The 15647-nt window shown below is 67.8% G+C and carries 18 protein-coding genes and 1 tRNA gene; 12 read left to right on the top strand and 7 right to left on the bottom strand.

Features of this window, described 5'->3' with window-relative positions; translation table 11 throughout:
* Positions 1-87: 87 nt before the first annotated feature.
* Entirely contained in the window at positions 88-738 is a 651-nt protein-coding gene (locus MXD64_RS00875) for a hypothetical protein (RefSeq protein ID WP_263136958.1), read from the top strand.
* Here the strand turns inward: MXD64_RS00875 and MXD64_RS00870 are convergent.
* The gene (locus MXD64_RS00870; RefSeq protein ID WP_263136957.1) at positions 711-1115 is read right to left on the bottom strand and encodes a hypothetical protein; all 405 of its coding nucleotides are present in this window, start codon (positions 1113-1115) and stop codon (positions 711-713) included. The genes MXD64_RS00875 and MXD64_RS00870 overlap by 28 nt on opposite strands.
* A gap of 76 nt (positions 1116-1191) precedes the next feature.
* On the opposite strand from MXD64_RS00870, the gene MXD64_RS17805 reads away from it, so the two are divergent.
* Positions 1192-1488, top strand: coding sequence for a helix-turn-helix domain-containing protein (locus MXD64_RS17805; RefSeq protein ID WP_411512248.1), 297 nt, complete (start codon positions 1192-1194; stop codon positions 1486-1488).
* On the opposite strand, the gene MXD64_RS00865 is transcribed toward MXD64_RS17805, so the two are convergent.
* On the bottom strand, positions 1489-2097 hold the full coding sequence (locus tag MXD64_RS00865; protein WP_263136956.1) for a hypothetical protein: 609 nt from the start codon (positions 2095-2097) through the stop codon (positions 1489-1491). It lies immediately after the preceding gene.
* A 459-nt stretch (positions 2098-2556) separates the two neighbouring features.
* Between MXD64_RS00865 and MXD64_RS00860 the strand changes: the two genes are divergently transcribed.
* Positions 2557-2829, top strand: coding sequence for a helix-turn-helix domain-containing protein (locus MXD64_RS00860; protein ID WP_263136955.1), 273 nt, complete (start codon positions 2557-2559; stop codon positions 2827-2829).
* A 200-nt stretch (positions 2830-3029) separates the two neighbouring features.
* Complete coding sequence (locus MXD64_RS00855) at positions 3030-3971, top strand: hypothetical protein (protein WP_263136954.1); 942 nt, start codon at positions 3030-3032, stop codon at positions 3969-3971.
* Positions 3972-4186: 215 nt separating this feature from the next.
* Here the strand turns inward: MXD64_RS00855 and MXD64_RS00850 are convergent.
* Positions 4187-4276: transfer RNA gene (locus MXD64_RS00850), tRNA-Ser, on the bottom strand.
* 143 nt (positions 4277-4419) lie between these two features.
* Here MXD64_RS00850 and MXD64_RS00845 point away from each other — a divergent pair.
* Positions 4420-5427 carry an SGNH/GDSL hydrolase family protein gene (locus MXD64_RS00845; protein ID WP_263136953.1) on the top strand — a complete coding sequence of 336 codons (1008 nt, stop codon included), beginning with the start codon at positions 4420-4422 and terminating at the stop codon, positions 5425-5427.
* A gap of 10 nt (positions 5428-5437) precedes the next feature.
* A complete protein-coding gene (gene radA, locus MXD64_RS00840) occupies positions 5438-6799 on the top strand; it encodes a DNA repair protein RadA (RefSeq protein ID WP_017887660.1) in 1362 nt (453 codons plus the stop codon).
* Between the two features lie 4 nt (positions 6800-6803).
* Here the strand turns inward: radA and MXD64_RS00835 are convergent, their stop codons facing one another.
* On the bottom strand, positions 6804-7187 hold the full coding sequence (locus MXD64_RS00835; RefSeq protein WP_263136952.1) for an SseB family protein: 384 nt from the start codon (positions 7185-7187) through the stop codon (positions 6804-6806).
* Between the two features lie 280 nt (positions 7188-7467).
* Between MXD64_RS00835 and cspE the strand changes: the two genes are divergently transcribed.
* Complete coding sequence (gene cspE / locus MXD64_RS00830; protein WP_017887662.1) at positions 7468-7677, top strand: transcription antiterminator/RNA stability regulator CspE; 210 nt, start codon at positions 7468-7470, stop codon at positions 7675-7677.
* A gap of 147 nt (positions 7678-7824) precedes the next feature.
* Here cspE and MXD64_RS00825 read toward each other — a convergent pair whose 3' ends face one another.
* Positions 7825-8520: a hypothetical protein gene (locus tag MXD64_RS00825; RefSeq protein ID WP_263136951.1), complete on the bottom strand. Its 696-nt coding sequence runs from the start codon at positions 8518-8520 to the stop codon at positions 7825-7827.
* A gap of 64 nt (positions 8521-8584) precedes the next feature.
* The gene (locus MXD64_RS00820; protein WP_042536938.1) at positions 8585-9127 is read right to left on the bottom strand and encodes an amino-acid N-acetyltransferase; all 543 of its coding nucleotides are present in this window, start codon (positions 9125-9127) and stop codon (positions 8585-8587) included.
* Positions 9128-9204: 77 nt separating this feature from the next.
* Here MXD64_RS00820 and MXD64_RS00815 point away from each other — a divergent pair, with 77 nt between their 5' ends.
* The 5 genes from MXD64_RS00815 (at position 9205) to MXD64_RS00795 (ending at position 12718) form a co-directional block, all read left to right on the top strand.
* On the top strand, positions 9205-9657 hold the full coding sequence (locus MXD64_RS00815; protein WP_263136950.1) for an SRPBCC family protein: 453 nt from the start codon (positions 9205-9207) through the stop codon (positions 9655-9657).
* 191 nt (positions 9658-9848) lie between these two features.
* On the top strand, positions 9849-10292 hold the full coding sequence (locus MXD64_RS00810; protein WP_263136949.1) for a hypothetical protein: 444 nt from the start codon (positions 9849-9851) through the stop codon (positions 10290-10292).
* Positions 10289-10744: a hypothetical protein gene (locus MXD64_RS00805; RefSeq protein WP_263136948.1), complete on the top strand. Its 456-nt coding sequence runs from the start codon at positions 10289-10291 to the stop codon at positions 10742-10744. Before MXD64_RS00810 ends, MXD64_RS00805 begins: the two co-directional genes overlap by 4 nt.
* Before the next feature lie 4 nt (positions 10745-10748).
* Positions 10749-11699 (top strand): hypothetical protein, encoded by a 951-nt coding sequence (locus MXD64_RS00800; RefSeq protein ID WP_071249840.1) that lies wholly within the window; start codon positions 10749-10751, stop codon positions 11697-11699.
* A complete protein-coding gene (locus MXD64_RS00795; protein WP_263136947.1) occupies positions 11696-12718 on the top strand; it encodes a hypothetical protein in 1023 nt (340 codons plus the stop codon). The genes MXD64_RS00800 and MXD64_RS00795 overlap by 4 nt, the downstream gene beginning before the upstream one ends.
* Before the next feature lie 320 nt (positions 12719-13038).
* Here the strand turns inward: MXD64_RS00795 and MXD64_RS00790 are convergent, their stop codons facing one another.
* Positions 13039-15558, bottom strand: a complete 2520-nt coding sequence (locus tag MXD64_RS00790; protein ID WP_263136946.1) for an ATP-dependent Clp protease ATP-binding subunit — start codon at positions 15556-15558, stop codon at positions 13039-13041.
* Between the last annotated feature and the right edge of the window lie 89 nt (positions 15559-15647).

Below are 15647 nucleotides of genomic sequence, written 5' to 3'. Positions count from 1 at the left end.
CCTTACAAGCGGGAAGATCTACTGCCTGCACTGAGCAGGTTGGCGGCCTACGCATTTCGTGTCGGGTACCCGCTTGAGGACTCTTACGTGCTTGACCCGTTCTCGATCGATCAGTTCGTGCTGCATCACCTCGTTGGCTACAACCGAGCGAGTCGGAACACGATGCGGGCACGTGTACGTCGCGTCTCGGAAGCCATGCTCGGTGCCGATGCCGCCGCCACCTTCGTCACTCTTGGTAAAGCGGATGCGGCACGTCCCTACTCCAGCGACGAGGTAGTTGGGTTGCATGCCTGGGCTCGACATCAGCCCACTCAAGAACGAAGCTCTTCCGCCTTGGCGCTGCTTGCCCTCGGGATCGGTGCCGGCCTGACGGGCGCCGAGATCATTGCGCAGCGCCTCGAGGCGATTGAGGTTGGCCCCGAAAGCCTTTCAGTCATACTCCCGCAGCGGCGCGTCGTGGTTACTTCCGAGTGGCGGCCCGCGCTCCAAGCGCGGATCGAGTTCATGAACGGCGAAGGCTGGGCATTCCGAAGCGAGCAGCGCGGCGGTAACGCGAACCTGATCACCGACTTCGTCGCTCGCGCCGGTTCCGTGCCACTGCAGGCTCGGAGGATGCGCGCGACCTGGGTCGTCCATCATCTCGATGCCGGCACTTCACTACGACGACTGTTAGCGATGGCAGGCATGAGTTCGGCCGAGGCGCTCGACCGTTACCTCCCATTTTCGGCCGACGGCTGATCGCCCGTCACCTCACCCCTCGTCAGCCAGGTTGCCCCCGCCAACGAGGCTAGCGCCCGTAGATCGGTCGTCGGTGGTCCAGGTAGCGGCGGCTCCACGCCGTCAATCGCCAAGCGCGCGCGGAGCACAGTGATCGCATACGCCATGAGCGCATCGTGGTCATCATCAGCGACTTGCGATGACACGGCGACATCGCCGGTGATCAGGTCACCCAGCAACGCCACCTCCGAGTTACCGCGCTTCGCGACAATGCTGACGCGGTCGCCAAAGTCGACCACCTCAAGGGCACTTCGAGCCAAGGGGTCGATGACCGAAAGCCAACGCACGCTCAACTGAATCTCCCCCATAGCAGTCACGCGCACGGAACCTGCAGCCATAGCTAAATGGTAACAGTAATGACCGTGACCTTGTCTACGTCAGCGCCGCCCGCTCGGAACCGCGTACCCTACGTCCATGGCAAGGACCGCTCGCGCACTCCCGGTGGAGAACGCTCCCTCGCCGTGGCCAGAGGCCGCCTCTGACGACACTCTCACCGAAATCGCTCGAGCGTTCGTGTTGCGTCTACGGACGGCAATCGGCGATGAGAGCATCCGCGCTGTCGCGGCACGTGCTGGTGTCAGTCACGTGACTGTTCTCAAGATCCTCAGCGGGCGAGCGTGGCCCGACCTCGCCACGATCGCGCGTCTAGAACTCGCATTGGACACTGATCTGTACTCGTCCTCGAACTTGCGGGGAACGGCCAGCGGCTGACTAGACGGCGAGGACAGGCGGCCCATCGAGTCCGCCGACGTGCGCCCGCAGTCCCGACGCGCTCATCCAGCGCACGACAGTGGCTGGCCCCTGCACGACCTCGATGATCCTGTGCAGTGACGATCCGTCGATCGTCACAGCCTCGCCTGTCTCAAGCGAGATTTCTTGCGCCGGCGTCCCCGCCGCAAGCCGGATCGCTCCCGAGGCTACGTACAACCACTCAACGCCGTCGTGACGACGGGCAAGCCGCTCTGGCGCAATCAGCTCCTGAACAGCCGGCGGCAGAGCAAGCGCAGCACCATCGACGTGGTTCCAATTCGCCCCATCTGAAGCCGGCTCCACGCGGCCGGCCTGCACAGCACTTCGGAACGGACCAAGCAGCTCCCATTCCGGTCGCTCAGCAGCGGAAGCAAGCTCGAGAAACTGCACCAATGTCAGCGGCTGAGACCCGGACAGGATCCGCCGCAAGGTTCCGACCGGGATGGCGGTGAATCGAGCGAGGCGCGCCAACGCCACGTGGCCATCGAACCGATCCCGGAACCTTGCTACAGCGGCATCGACTCGCTCCTGATGCCCGACATGTCTGTCCATCATCGTGCTCCCGGTCATTACAATTTCGGATAGCATTGCGCGACCAAAAGCCCGCAGTTCGTACGGTAGTCGTCCGACAGCGAGCGTTCCATGCACTCAGCGTTCGAAGGGGCAGCGACCGTGACCGCACTGTTAGGCGCTGTGCTCTCCACGGAGCGACAACAGCCCTACTCGGCGGCTAACTGCGAGCGCGGACGGCAGCTTCGAGCAGCTAGTCTGAGGGCACACCGAACTCCGGCTCGGGTTCCGTCAACTGTCACGAGCCGGTGGAGTGATGGAGATGTTCGCCCGCCAGCGACAATCCCCTATTCGCGCCGGTCGACTCGGCGCGCCTCGCTTCCGATACGGGCCACACGGACGCGTTTCGAAAACTCTTCCCCTCCCTGCCATCGACGCTGTGCAAGTCCGATCGTCGCAGGTCGAATCGCGCCTGCCAAACGGACTGCCTCAGTTCGCTCTGCCAGGACGGAATGACCAATGCCCATTGACCACACCGAAGACCTGCTCGAACTTCGATACGTCATGAAGCGCCACGACGAGGAGGGCCGTTGGATTCGGCTCCGCATCCTCGAACTCGTTGACGCGGGAGTGAGCCAGCGAACGATCGCAAACCGACTCGGCGTGAACACCACGACCTTGAGCTACTGGGTACGCTCCGCGCGCCGGGAGAGCTCAGGAACCATCGCCCCAGCAACCGGCGCCGAGCACGACAGCGACAGCGACAGCGACAGCGACAGCGACAGTCGATAAACCCACCAGCGAGACGACGCGCGGCGCTTTCGCTACCTCCACCACTGGGCCGGTCCCTACTCAATCAGGCCCCTTCGCCACCGGACCGGCAACGCTGACCCCCTGTTAGTAGTCAGCGTGGGCGTGTCACGGCTCACCCTGCCCGCCCATACAACGCTCTCAGCCTTGACTCTTTTCACCGGCCGATGCAAAGGGCGGGCGTGCCGCTCGTCATGGACCTCTTGAAGAGGCAGAAGGGCATCACTCCAATGCCCACAGAGTCGGGCCCGATCGACCCCGATGCAGAGAAACCAACTCAGCGTAGGCGCGCAGGGATCAGCAACGGCAAGAAAGAGCACTACGACCAGTTCGACAAGATGTCTGGCGCGCTACCGGTCGAGGGTCGCTTCCACTGCCCCGCGATGCGTCTATTGGAAATTGAGGCAACGCTCGACTACGACGCAGGCAGGATCAGCTGGGAAACATACCAGGAAAGACTTCTTCAGCGCCGCCTCTTTGAATTGCACCTGCATCAAAGCGCTGACAAAAACGGGAAGGCGAAATACAGCTGCCCTGCTCTCGGCAGATCGTCCACCGTCAGGTGCCCACGACGCTACAACAACGGCCTACATCCGGATGCAGTGGCAAAGAAGGCGCGAGGCCAAGTCTTCAAACAGGACCTTGACTTCCCCGAATACAAGGTCTGCACGCAAACCAGCATTTCCATCGGCGCGGAATACGGCGAGCGTGAGCGGCAGAAGTATCAGTATCAATCGCCGGAATGGTCCGCCGCTTACCACTACGGGCGCAACACTGACGAGAGCTTCAACGATCACATCAAAGCCAAGTACGACGTCGACAACCACGCTCGACGAAAAGTGCGGGGACTCGCAGCCCAACAGCTTCTCATCGGCATCCAGGTGGTGATTGCGAATCACAATCGCATCCTGGCTTACCTTCTGGAGCTTGAGAAATGGGCCAGAAGAACCGGCTCAGTAATCCGCAAGCTCCCACCGGTGACTACACAGCCTCCCGAGCGTCCCTCAAACCAGAAGCGGAACGAGCGAGGCTGGACGCGGTACATGGCGCATCCACCACCGCTGTACGAGATGGACACACCACCACCGTCGGATGACATCCCACCCGACCTGAACAGCCCCTGAGCCGGCGAATCGAAGCGATGTCGCCGACTTCGGTGCGCCCGAAGAGTGGAAGCCCGTAGGCGCGCGCGACCAGCTGAGGCAGAACTGACGCGCCATGCTGGCTGGGACGCGCTGATCGCGCTCCGAAACGAAGAAGAACCCTCGAGATTCCTCGAGGGTTCTTCTTCTGAGCGTGGCCTGCAAGTCAGGTAACACCTGCCCTGCAAGCCGCCCGATGGCGGTACCGGTGGGATTTGAACCCACGGTGGAGTTGCCCCCACACATGTTTTCGAGACATGATCCTTCGGCCGCTCGGACACGGTACCGGGAAAGAGTTTACACGATCCGGGAGGCCCGTGATGACACCCCGGGTCGGATCGCCCTCCACAGGCGGTCACCTGCAGGGCTCTCCCCACACCCACAGGTCCCCCTCGTCTCGGGTACGACCGGCGGGCGTACCGTCCACGGCATGAGAACCCGCACGCTCATCGCACTCCTCACCTCCGTCGTCGGCAGCCTCGGCGTCGTCGGTGCCGCAGCCGTCGGTGCCCGCGCTGGCGTGAAGGGCCAACGGGCAGCGGCGCAACGGGTCGTCGACATGCTCCCGATCCACGCCGACTGGTGGCGGGAACGACAGCAGCACGAGGGGCAGCTGCTCTACGTGGCGATCGGTGACTCGGCGGCACAGGGGGTCGGCGCGACCGCCCCCGGCCGCGGCTACGTGGGGCTCCTGACCCGGCGCATCCGGCACCGCTCGCACATGTCCGTGCGGGTGGTGAACCTCAGCGTCTCCGGCTCGACCACGTGGGGTGCGAAACGTGATCAGCTGCCGAAGCTCCGGCACTACGCGCCCGACGTCTGCACGGTGTCGATCGGGGCGAACGACATCGCCGACTTCGAGCCGGACAAGTTCGAGCGGAACATCCGGGCGATCTACGGGGCGGTCCCCTCGCACGCAGTGGTGGCCGAGTTGCCGTGCATGTTCGTGCCGGACCGGGAGCGCAAGGTGGCGGTCGCGAACGAGATCGTGCACCGGGTGGCCGACGAGTTCGGGCTGACGGTGGCGCCGCTGCACACCATCACGAAGCGCGTCGGTGTCCGCCGCACCTTCTTCAACAGCTACGGCGACCTCTTCCACCCGAACGACCGCGGCTACGAGGTCTGGGCGAGCGCGTTCGAGCCGGCGGTCGACGCCCGGGTGGACACCGTGGCGGCGATCCGGCTCTACCTGTCCGTGCGCGAGGCCGAGAACCTCGGTCGTGAAGCCGGGGCGGTGGCGAACGCCCGCGCCGAGCAGGACACCGACGGCGCCGAGGCGCTCGACCACGCCTCACGGCAGGCTCCGGGACCGGTCGAGCGCCTGCGCCACCGGATGACGGGGTCGATCGCGGTCCCCGACGACGGCGACGAGTCGGGCGGACACGGCGGACCGGACGAGCCGGGCGACCGCGCCGGTGATGTCGGCCGTACGGCCTAGCCTCGACGACATGGCGCGCCCGCAGTCCCTCTACCGTTGCACCGAGTGCGGCTGGACCAGCATCAAGTGGGTCGGCCGGTGCGGTGAGTGCCAGACCTGGGGCACCGTCGAAGACAGCTCTGCGGCGTCGGCGAGCACCCGGGGCACGTCCGCGGTCGCCGTCACCGGTGCCCGGGCCGCACGACCGATCACCGAAGCCCGCGGCACCTCGGTGCAGCGTTGGCAGACCGGCATCGGCGAGTTCGACCGCGTCCTCGGCGGCGGCGTGGTGCCGGGTGCGGCCGTCCTGCTGAGCGGCGAGCCGGGTGTCGGCAAGTCGACCCTGCTGCTCGAGGTCGCCTCGCGAGCCGCGGCCTCGGGCAAACGCGTCCTCTACGTCAGCGCCGAAGAGTCCGTCGACCAGGTCCGGCTCCGTGCCGAACGCACCGGGGCGATGCACGACGACCTGTACCTGGCGAGCGAAGTGGACCTCGGCGTCATCATCGGCCAGATCGACCAGGTGCAGCCCGACCTGCTCATCGCCGACTCCGTGCAGACCATCTCGTCGAGCTCGATCGACGGCATCGCGGGCGGCACGTCCCAGGTGCGCGAGGTCGCCTCGACCCTGATCCGCATCGCGAAGGACCGCGCCCTGCCCGTCCTCATCGTCGGCCACGTCACGAAGGACGGCACGATCGCCGGCCCGCGGCTGCTCGAGCACCTGGTCGACGTCGTCTGCCACTTCGAGGGCGACCGGCAGACTGCCCTGCGCTTCGTCCGGGCGCTCAAGAACCGCTTCGGCCCCACGGACGAGGTCGGGTGCTTCGACATGGGCGGCGACGGCATCCACGAGGTCCCCGACCCCAGCGGCCTGTTCATGTCGAAGAACACCACCCCGGTGTCCGGCACCTGCGTCACCGTCGCACTCGAAGGGCGTCGAGCGCTGCCGGTCGAGGTGCAGGCCCTCATCGTCCCCAGTTCCGCGCCACAGCCACGCCGGGTCGTGAACGGTGTCGATGCCTCGCGCGTGGCGATGCTGCTCGCGGTCCTCGAACGGCGCGCCGGCCTGAAGCTGTCCGACGCCGATGTCTACGTGTCCACGGTGGGCGGCATGAAGCTCACCGAGCCCGGCGCCGACCTGGCGATCGCGCTGGCCCTCGCGAGCGCCGCACGAGACCGTCCGTACCCGCACACGCTCGCAGCCGTGGGCGAGATCAGCCTCGCCGGCGAGATCCGTCCGGCCACGGGCACGAAGCAGCGCGTGAACGAGGCCACCCGCCTCGGGTTCACCACGGTGCTCGGCTCGGACTCCGGGCACCTGCGCGAAGCCCTGCGGGTGGCCTTCTCGATGACGCAGTCCCCGCGCGAACGCGAGCTCGACCGCGCGTTCTGAGGCGCTACGCGTGCAAAGCGGCCAGCAGGTCCGCCGGTGCAGCCTGCATGGTGTGCGGGCCGGCGATGTCGAAGAACACGCCCTCGAGCATGTCGAGGTGGGCGGCCAGGAACTCCTCCAGCCGCGGTCCGTCGTAGACCATCACCTGCCGGATCTTCTCGTCCGGCACCATCGCCGTGTAGGCGTCCGCCGACGAGAACAGCAGCAGGATGCGCTTGTCCGACCCCTCACGGCCGAACACCCGCACCTGCATGTCCTTCTTGCCGGTGACGAGCCGGGGGACGATCACGATGTCGTGGCGGAGCGCGAACGCCACCGCGGCGACGTCCTGCTTCGCGAGGGCTTCCTCGAGCTGTTCGCTGCGGAAGCGCTGTTCCTTGTCTGCCATCAGCTCAATTCCACCAGATTTTCGACGTTCCGGGACGCACGGGTAGCCAGTCGGCCCAGAGCACGCTAGCCTGATGGAACCGCTTCGGCGGCGCTCAACGTCCGGGCGAGGTGGTTTGCCCCTCAACCCGGGCCCCAGGGTCACTGGCCGACAGGCCTGACCCCGAACCCGTCCCGCCGGCACCTGCCCGCGTGGCGCATTACCCCCGTCGACGTACGTCGGGGTCTCCGTCGGTGCATCTGCACCTTGGCGGAAGCAAGAAAGCTAAGGAAACGCCATCATGGCATCTACCGGTACCGTCAAGTGGTTCAACAACGAAAAGGGCTTCGGCTTCATCGCCCCGGACGACGGCAGCGCTGACGTCTTCGCGCACTTCTCTGCGATTGCCGGCAACGGCTACAAGTCGCTCGAGGAGAACCAGAAGGTGGAGTTCGACATCACCGAGGGCCGCAAGGGCCCGCAGGCGGAGAACATCACCGTCCTCGGCTGATCACATCAGCTTGAACAGGCCCCGTCGTCTTCGGACGACGGGGCCTGTTGCTGTTCCCGGCGCCCCTGATCGGCACAGCGCAGCCGGAAGGGAACGGATCGGAATCGCGAACCGCGAACCGCGAACCGCGAACCGCGAACCCGCCGCCTACTGCAGGATGAACTGCACCGAGGTCTTCGATTCGAGGTTCCCGACGGCGACCTTCAGGTGGTAGCTCGCTCCCCCGGCGGTGACGGCCGGCCGTGACGAGTCGCACGTCGACGTGGACGAGCGGGTGCGGTCCCACGCGATCGCGGGCGTCGTGAGCGTCTGACCGGACTTGATCGTGACGTCCTGGTTCGTGCCGCCGGTCTGGCAGTCCTTCGACGACCAGTACTGCTCCTGACCCGAGCTGATCGTTAGCACCTGCTGCGCCGAACCGAGGTCCAGGTGGCAGGAGTTCGTGCCGGAGTTCTTGATCGACATCGCGATCTTCGGGTCCTCGGTGGGGCCGTACGCCGACTTGTCGAGCACCGGGGTCAGGACGATCTGGTCCTTCGTGCAGGTCGAGCCGTCGGCAGCAGCGGGCTTCGTCGCAGCAGCCGAGGCGGACGGCTTCGGCGCCGCAGACCGCGAGGACCCAGAACCGGAACCGGCAGACCCGGCAGACGACGCACCGGCACCAGACCCGGCGCCGGCAGAGGCCGACGCGCTCGGCGCCGCCGACGTGGCCCCGCTCCCCCGCCCGACGACGATGAGCACCACGACCAGGACGACGACCAGCAGCGCCCCGAGCACGAGCGCCCGGCGACGCCAGTAGACGACCGGCTTCTCGGGTCCGACGGGGTGACGCAACGACGACATGCGCACAGGGTAGACAACGGCGCGGGCCACGCACGGCCACCCCGCCGGGCGGCACGAGAAAGCGTCAGAGGTTCTTCAGCATCCGGGTGTTGCCGAGGGTGTTCGGCTTGACCCGGGCGAGGTCGAGGAACTCCGCGACCCCTTCGTCCGACGAGCGGACCAGTTCGGCGTAGACCTCGGGCGGGACGACGCTCTCGCCGATCTCCAGGTACCCGTGCTTCGTGAAGAAGTCGACCTCGAAGGTCAGGCAGAAGATCCGGGCGACGCCGAGTTCGCGGGCGTCGTGTTCGAGCGCTTCGAGCATCCGGTGCCCGACGCGCTTGTGGATCCACTGCTCGTCGAGGGCCAGGGTGCGGACCTCGGCGATGTCGTCCCAGAAGACGGCGAGCGCACCGCACCCGATGGGGGTGCCGTCGGGGCCTTCGGCGATCCGGAACTGCTGGATCGAGCCGTACAGGGCGACGTTCTCCTTGCCGAGCAGGATGCGCCGGTCGACGTAGGGGGCGATGAGTCGCTGGATGTGCGGGACGTCCGAGGCGAGCGCCGGACGCACGAGGATCCCGTGGTCGTCGCGCTCGTGGAACGCGTGCTTCCCGTGCTCTGTCATCCGCCCCACACTACTGGTGTCGCAGGGGGACAGCGCTGCTGAGTGGCGCCCAGGTCGATCGGCCTACCGTCCGGTACATGCCTCAGATCATCGAAACCGTCGACGTCAACGTCCCCGTCCGCCCGGCCTACGACCAGTGGACCCGCTTCGAGGAGTTCCCGCACTTCCTCGACGAGGTCGAGAAGATCGTCCAGGTGGACGACAAGACCACCGACTGGACCGTGAAGGTCGCCGGCCACGAGCGCGAGTTCCGTGCCGTGATCACCGAGCAGCACCCCGACGAGCGTGTCGCGTGGACCGTGAAGGACGGCGAGACCGACCACGCCGGTGTCGTCACCTTCCACAAGCTCTCGGACGACGAGACGCGCGTCACCGTGCAGATCGACTGGGAGCCGTCCGGCTTCCTCGAGAAGCTCGGCTCCGCCGTGGGCGTCGGCGGCCACGCCGTCAAGAAGGACCTGCAGAACTACAAGGAGCGCGTCGAGAACGCGCCGACCCAGCCGGGCTGGCGCGGCGACGTGCAGGCGTAGTCCGCACCACACGACGAACGGGAGGCGCGGTGCCAGCTGGCACCGCGCCTCCCGTTCGTCGTCCCCCGTTCGGCATCCCCCCATCGAAATGCCGACCTGACGAGCGAGCGCGAGCCTGGCAGAGTGGTGACACCGGCTGACGCGCTGGATCAGTTTTATCATGTCTGAGACAGATGTGAGAGTGGGGACACGTGATCGAGTACAACGACGACGACGCACACCGTCGGGAACTGTCGCGCAAACTGCAGCTCCTGATGGACGTCGTCGAGGCCAACTCGGGTCAGCGAGCCCCGTACAAGGAGATCGCCGCCGAGATCGAGGCGCAGGGTGCGTCGATGAGCCGACCGCGCTGGGGCTACATGCTCGGCGGCAACGGTCCGGCCGTCCGTGACCAGCGACTCCTGGCGGCCCTGGCGGCCTACTTCGGCGTCCCGGCGGAGTACCTGACCGACGCCGCCGGCAACACCGACGTGCCCGAGCGGGTGCAGGCGCAGCTCGAACTCGTGCTCGAACTGCGCAAGCGCGAGGTCGTGGCGTTCGCCACCCGGCGTCTGGGCGAGTTCGCCTCGGCGGACGAGATCCGCGACTTCACCGACCACCTGCGTCGGCTCGACGAGTCGGGCGGCACCCCGTGAGCGGGTACCGCGACCGGTTCGGCGCCCTGCGCCGGCAGACCGAGGCCCGTCGTCGCGTGCAGCGTCTCGGGCTCCCCCGCCGGCTGACCCTGCAGGAACTGACCGCGCGGGCCGAGGCGGCGCTCGGCAAGCCGATCCACGTGCGCACAACCGAGCTGCCGGGCGACCTGTCCGCGCGGCTCATCCAGCGCACCGACCACGCCCTGCTCGAGACGCGCCCCGGGCTGTCAGAGCGCTCCCGGGTCGCCTGCGTGCTGCACGAGCTCGCCCACGTGTTCATGGACGACACCGGCTGCGACCACCAGGCGTACACGGGGCTGCTCACCGGCCGGACGGCGTTCACCCGTTCGCTGGACACCCCGCACGAGCAGGCCGTCGAACTCGTCGCCGACCAGCTCGCGCTGCGGATCGGGCTGCTCGACCCCGAGGGTCACCCCGGGATCTTCCGGTGATGCGATGACACTGCACGTCTGGGGATCGATCCCGGTCTGGCTCATCCTGGCGGTCCTGGTCGTCCGGCTGTTCCTCGTGCGCACCCAGTCGGCCAGCGTCACCTGGCTGATGGTCTGCTGCAGCTGTGTCGCGGTGGGGCTCACGATCAACCAGCCCGACGTCACCACGTTCCTCGCCGGCGTGACGAACGTGCCGAACATCGCCGACCTGATCGGCCGCTGCCTGATGGTGTGCGGCATGTTCGCCCTCGCGCAGTCGGTCGAGGCAGCGGCGCGCTCCGCCAAGCTCCTGCGCGCCAGCCGCATCATCGGCTGCGTGCTCGTGCTCGTCGCCCTCGTCGTGCTGTTCAGTCGCATCGACGCACCGACCCCGACGGCACAGTTCATGGTGGTCTACGGCGACCAGCTGCCGACCGCGCTGTACTCGGCCGTCGAGATGACCTACATCGCCATCGTCATCGCCCGGTCCGCCGTCGCCGTGCTGCGCGGGTTCCGGAGCGGGGACGGACTCGGCCGCCTGTACTGGCTCTTCGTCGTCGGGGCAGCCGGTCTGGTGCTCCTCGCCGGCATCGCGATCGCCCTGGACGCCGTGCACGTCGCCGGTGCCGACGGCGCGGTGGGGGTGCTGTCGAAGCTCTACACGCCGGTGTTCCTCGGCTCGATGGTCCTGCTCGCCATCGGTGCGGCCGGCGGTGTGCTGCCCGACGCCGCTCGGGAGTTCCGCGACTGGCGGGCCGCCCGACGCCGGTTCCGCGCCCTCGAGCCGGAACTCCGTCGGCTCGAGACGGCTTCGGGCAACACCGGGCTCTACTTCACGATCGTGTGGCAGCGTCGCCAGTGGCGGAGCCGGCAGCACCGGCTCTCCGTCGAGATCGAAGACCGCGCGCGCGAGGCCGGGCAGGCAGTGCCGGCCGCTGCGACGCTCACCACGGCACGACTCAGGGAGATCACATGACCGGCGCACGCATCACGGCACTCGGCACCGCAGCGGGGGCGGTCGGCACGCTCGGCCTCAGCGCCTTCGTCGCACGGCGGCTGCTGTTCCCCACGCCCTACACGGCGACCGCCACGGTCCGCAGTGCCACGGACACCGAGGTCGAGCTCACCGCCACCCGCGACACCCGCCTGCCGGGCACCTACGACCTGCAGCGGGACGGTACCCGGGTGCAGGTCGGCGCGATCACCACCGCGAGCACCCAGGACGGGGCCAGCGGCGACGGCGACACCGTCCGACGCAGTGCGACCGGCCCCGTGCCGACCGGCGAGTGGGCCTGGGACGCCATGCGGTACGACGGACCGGACGACGTGCCCGGCACCGAGCCCGAGGCCCCCATGACCCACGTGGTCCACGTGCACGGACAGTCCCTCGGCCCGCGCCAGGTGCTGCGGGGCGTCGGGGTCTGGCGTTCGCTCGGTGCGTCGTCCCAGGTCATCGACACCACCGACCTGCCGCTCCGCTCCCTCGATGCCGGGGCCGCCGAGCGCATCGTCGCCGCCGTCCGCGCCGCCCGTGCCCGCGGTGCCCGGCGCGTCGTCCTGCAGGGCTGGTCCGCCGGAGCCCTCGCCTGCTCCGTCGCCGCCGGCCGGGTGGACGTCGACGGGATCGTCGCCGTCTCCCCGCTGCTCGACGTCGCCTCGGCACTCCGCGGCGCCGTCCGTGGTGCACGCCTGCCCGCCTTCGTCGGGACCGTCGCCGGCCGCATCGCGACCACGAACGTGCTGTCCCGTCTCGCCGGGGCCTCGACGCCCGTCACGACGACGACCTGGCAGGACTCCGCGACGCCGACGCTGCTGATCCACTCCGAGGCGGACGCCCTGGTCGCCGCCGACGACGTCGCCACGGTGGCTGCACGGTCGGGTGCCACCGCCCTCGCCTTCCGCACGGCTCCGCACACGCTGGAGTGGAACGAGGACCCGGAGCGCTGGGAGCGCGCCGTCCGCGACTTCGCCGCACAGCTGCCCGACGCCGCCTGACGCGGCGGACGCCCGCCCGCACGCACGGCCGACCGGAGGCACCACCGACCGGAGGCACCACCCCTGAAACGTGCAACGGCCCCGGTCTGCGAACAGACCGGGGCCGGCTGCGTCTCGACCCGTTGGGGGGAACCGGTCGAGCGCGACGCGCGAGGAGTTGGGGGGAACGTCTCGCGCGTTGCCACAACAGTACCCCCGGACGGGGGCCGATGGGCGCACGACGCGCAGATCGGCGGGTGGAGATCTGGACGCGACCCGAGAACGGACAGGAGGCCCGGTGCCAGCTGGCACCGAGCCTCCTGTTCGTGGAGTGTCAGGTCCTAGGACTCGATCTCGCCCTGGGGCGTGTCGGTCGCGGCCTCGACCACGGCTGCACCGGCGAGGACCTCTTCGCGGCCCGGCTGACGCCCGGTCTCGAAGTGGAACGCACCGTCGACGAAGTCGACCTTCACGTGGTCACCGGCGTTGAGCTCACCCTGCAGGATGTGCTCGGACAGCTGGTCCTCGACCTCGTGCTGCATCGCGCGACGCAGGGGCCGAGCACCGAGGGACGGGTCGAACCCGACCTTGATGAGCTGCTCCTTGGCCGGCAGCGTGAGCTCGACGGTCATGTCGCGGTCGAGCAGGCGGTCGGCCAGACGCTTCACGAACAGGTCCACGATCTGCAGCAGCTCGGGCTGCGACAGCTGCGGGAACACGATCGTGTCGTCGACACGGTTCAGGAACTCGGGCTTGAAGTGCTTCTTGAGCTCCTCGTTGACCTTGCCGCGCATGCGGTCGTAGCCGACGGCCGAGTCACCCTCGACCTGGAAGCCCACCGGGCCACCGGCGATGCCCTGCGAACCGAGGTTCGTGGTCATGATGATGACGGTGTTCTTGAAGTCGACCACGCGGCCCTGACCGTCGGTGAGACGGCCTTCCTCGAGCACCTGCAGCAGCGAGTTGAAGATGTCCGGGTGGGCCTTCTCGATCTCGTCGAACAGGACCACGGAGAACGGCTTGCGGCGCACCTTCTCGGTGAGCTGGCCGCCCTCTTCGAACCCGACGAACCCGGGAGGGGCACCGAACAGGCGGGACACGGTGTGCTTCTCACCGAACTCCGACATGTCGAGGGAGATCAGCGCACCCTCGTCGTCGAACAGGAACTCAGCGAGTGCCTTGGCGAGCTCGGTCTTCCCGACGCCCGTGGGGCCGGCGAAGATGAACGAGCCGGAGGGACGGTTCGGGTCCTTCAGGCCGGCACGGGTGCGGCGGATGGTCTTGGACAGGGCCGAGATGGCCTCTTCCTGACCGATGACGCGCTCGTGCAGTGCCTTCTCCATGAAGACGAGACGCGAGGTCTCCTCTTCGGTGAGCTTGAACACCGGGATGCCCGTGGCCTGCGCCAGGACCTCGGCGATGATGCCCTCGTCGACGGTGCCGGACGCGGCGACGTCACCGGCACGCCACTGCTTCTCGAGGCGGAGACGCTCGCCGAGGAGCTTCTTCTCCTCGTCGCGCAGGCTCGCGGCCTTCTCGAAGTCCTGCTCCTCGATGGCGGCTTCCTTCGACCCGCGGACCGTCGAGATCTTCTCGTCGAACTCGCGGAGCTCCGGCGGCGCCGACAGGATCGACAGACGCAGGCGGGCGCCGGCCTCGTCGATCAGGTCGATGGCCTTGTCGGGCAGGAAGCGGTCCTGCACGTAGCGGTCCGCCAGGTTCGCCGCGGCGACGATCGCACCGTCGGTGATGGACACCTTGTGGAACGCCTCGTACTTGTCGCGCAGACCCTTGAGGATGTTGATCGCGTGGGGCAGCGACGGCTCGTTGACCTGCACCGGCTGGAAGCGACGCTCGAGTGCGGCGTCCTTCTCGAAGTGCTTGCGGTACTCGTCGAGCGTGGTGGCACCGATGGTCTGGAGCTCACCGCGGGCCAGCAGCGGCTTGAGGATCGACGCGGCGTCGATCGCGCCCTCGGCGGCACCGGCACCGACGAGCGTGTGGATCTCGTCGATGAAGACGATGATGTCGCCGCGGGTGCGGATCTCCTTCGTGACCTTCTTCAGGCGCTCCTCGAAGTCACCGCGGTAGCGGGACCCGGCGATGAGCGACCCGAGGTCGAGCGAGTAGAGCTGCTTGTCCTTCAGCGTCTCGGGCACGTCGCCCTTGACGATCGCCTGGGCGAGGCCCTCGACGACGGCGGTCTTGCCGACGCCGGGCTCACCGATCAGGACGGGGTTGTTCTTGGAGCGGCGGGACAGGATCTGCATGACCCGCTCCATCTCCTTCTCGCGCCCGATGACGGGGTCGAGCTTGCCGTCGCGCGCGGCCTGGGTGAGGTTGCGACCGAACTGGTCGAGGACCTGCGAACCCTGCTGCGCGTTCTGCTGCTGCTCGCCGCCGACGGCGACCGCTTCCTTGCCCTGGTAGCCGGACAGGAGCTGGATGACCTGCTGGCGCACCCGGTTCAGGTCGGCGCCGAGCTTCACGAGGACCTGGGCTGCGACACCCTCGCCCTCGCGGATCAGGCCGAGCAGGATGTGCTCCGTGCCGATGTAGTTGTGGCCGAGCTGCAGCGCCTCGCGCAGGGACAGCTCGAGCACCTTCTTGGCGCGCGGCGTGAACGGGATGTGCCCGGTCGGCTGCTGCTGGCCCTGCCCGATGATGTCCTGGACCTGCTCGCGCACGGCGTCGAGCGAGATGCCCAGCGACTCCAGCGCCTTGGCGGCGACGCCCTCGCCCTCGTGGATGAGGCCGAGGAGGATGTGCTCGGTGCCGATGTAGTTGTGGTTGAGCATCTTCGCTTCTTCTTGAGCGAGGACGACAACACGACGGGCCCGGTCGGTGAATCTCTCGAACATGTGCTCTCCCTTGGCCCCTGATGAGCGGAGCCGACGCTGTGCCGGTCTCGTGTGAGACCGGCCAAGTACTTCGAGAGTAACCAGCGCTC

It is taken from the genome of Curtobacterium sp. Arg-1 (genome assembly GCF_025643395.1).
In the GTDB taxonomy this organism is placed as follows: domain Bacteria; phylum Actinomycetota; class Actinomycetes; order Actinomycetales; family Microbacteriaceae; genus Curtobacterium; species Curtobacterium poinsettiae.
Note: the sequence above shows the minus strand (reverse complement) of the source record. Positions and strands in the feature narration are given on the sequence as shown.

Coding starts and splice junctions, on each gene's coding strand:
- MXD64_RS00860 (WP_263136955.1), top strand. CDS start 2,557: ATGCCCATTGACCACACCGAAGACCTGCTCGAACTTCGATACGTCATG.
- MXD64_RS00845 (WP_263136953.1), top strand. CDS start 4,420: ATGAGAACCCGCACGCTCATCGCACTCCTCACCTCCGTCGTCGGCAGC.
- MXD64_RS00870 (WP_263136957.1), bottom strand. CDS start 1,115: ATGGCTGCAGGTTCCGTGCGCGTGACTGCTATGGGGGAGATTCAGTTG.
- MXD64_RS00795 (WP_263136947.1), top strand. CDS start 11,696: ATGACCGGCGCACGCATCACGGCACTCGGCACCGCAGCGGGGGCGGTC.
- MXD64_RS00820 (WP_042536938.1), bottom strand. CDS start 9,127: ATGACAGAGCACGGGAAGCACGCGTTCCACGAGCGCGACGACCACGGG.
- MXD64_RS00790 (WP_263136946.1), bottom strand. CDS start 15,558: ATGTTCGAGAGATTCACCGACCGGGCCCGTCGTGTTGTCGTCCTCGCT.
- MXD64_RS00800 (WP_071249840.1), top strand. CDS start 10,749: ATGACACTGCACGTCTGGGGATCGATCCCGGTCTGGCTCATCCTGGCG.
- MXD64_RS00835 (WP_263136952.1), bottom strand. CDS start 7,187: ATGGCAGACAAGGAACAGCGCTTCCGCAGCGAACAGCTCGAGGAAGCC.
- radA (WP_017887660.1), top strand. CDS start 5,438: ATGGCGCGCCCGCAGTCCCTCTACCGTTGCACCGAGTGCGGCTGGACC.
- cspE (WP_017887662.1), top strand. CDS start 7,468: ATGGCATCTACCGGTACCGTCAAGTGGTTCAACAACGAAAAGGGCTTC.
- MXD64_RS00865 (WP_263136956.1), bottom strand. CDS start 2,097: ATGACCGGGAGCACGATGATGGACAGACATGTCGGGCATCAGGAGCGA.
- MXD64_RS00815 (WP_263136950.1), top strand. CDS start 9,205: ATGCCTCAGATCATCGAAACCGTCGACGTCAACGTCCCCGTCCGCCCG.
- MXD64_RS00825 (WP_263136951.1), bottom strand. CDS start 8,520: ATGTCGTCGTTGCGTCACCCCGTCGGACCCGAGAAGCCGGTCGTCTAC.
- MXD64_RS17805 (WP_411512248.1), top strand. CDS start 1,192: ATGGCAAGGACCGCTCGCGCACTCCCGGTGGAGAACGCTCCCTCGCCG.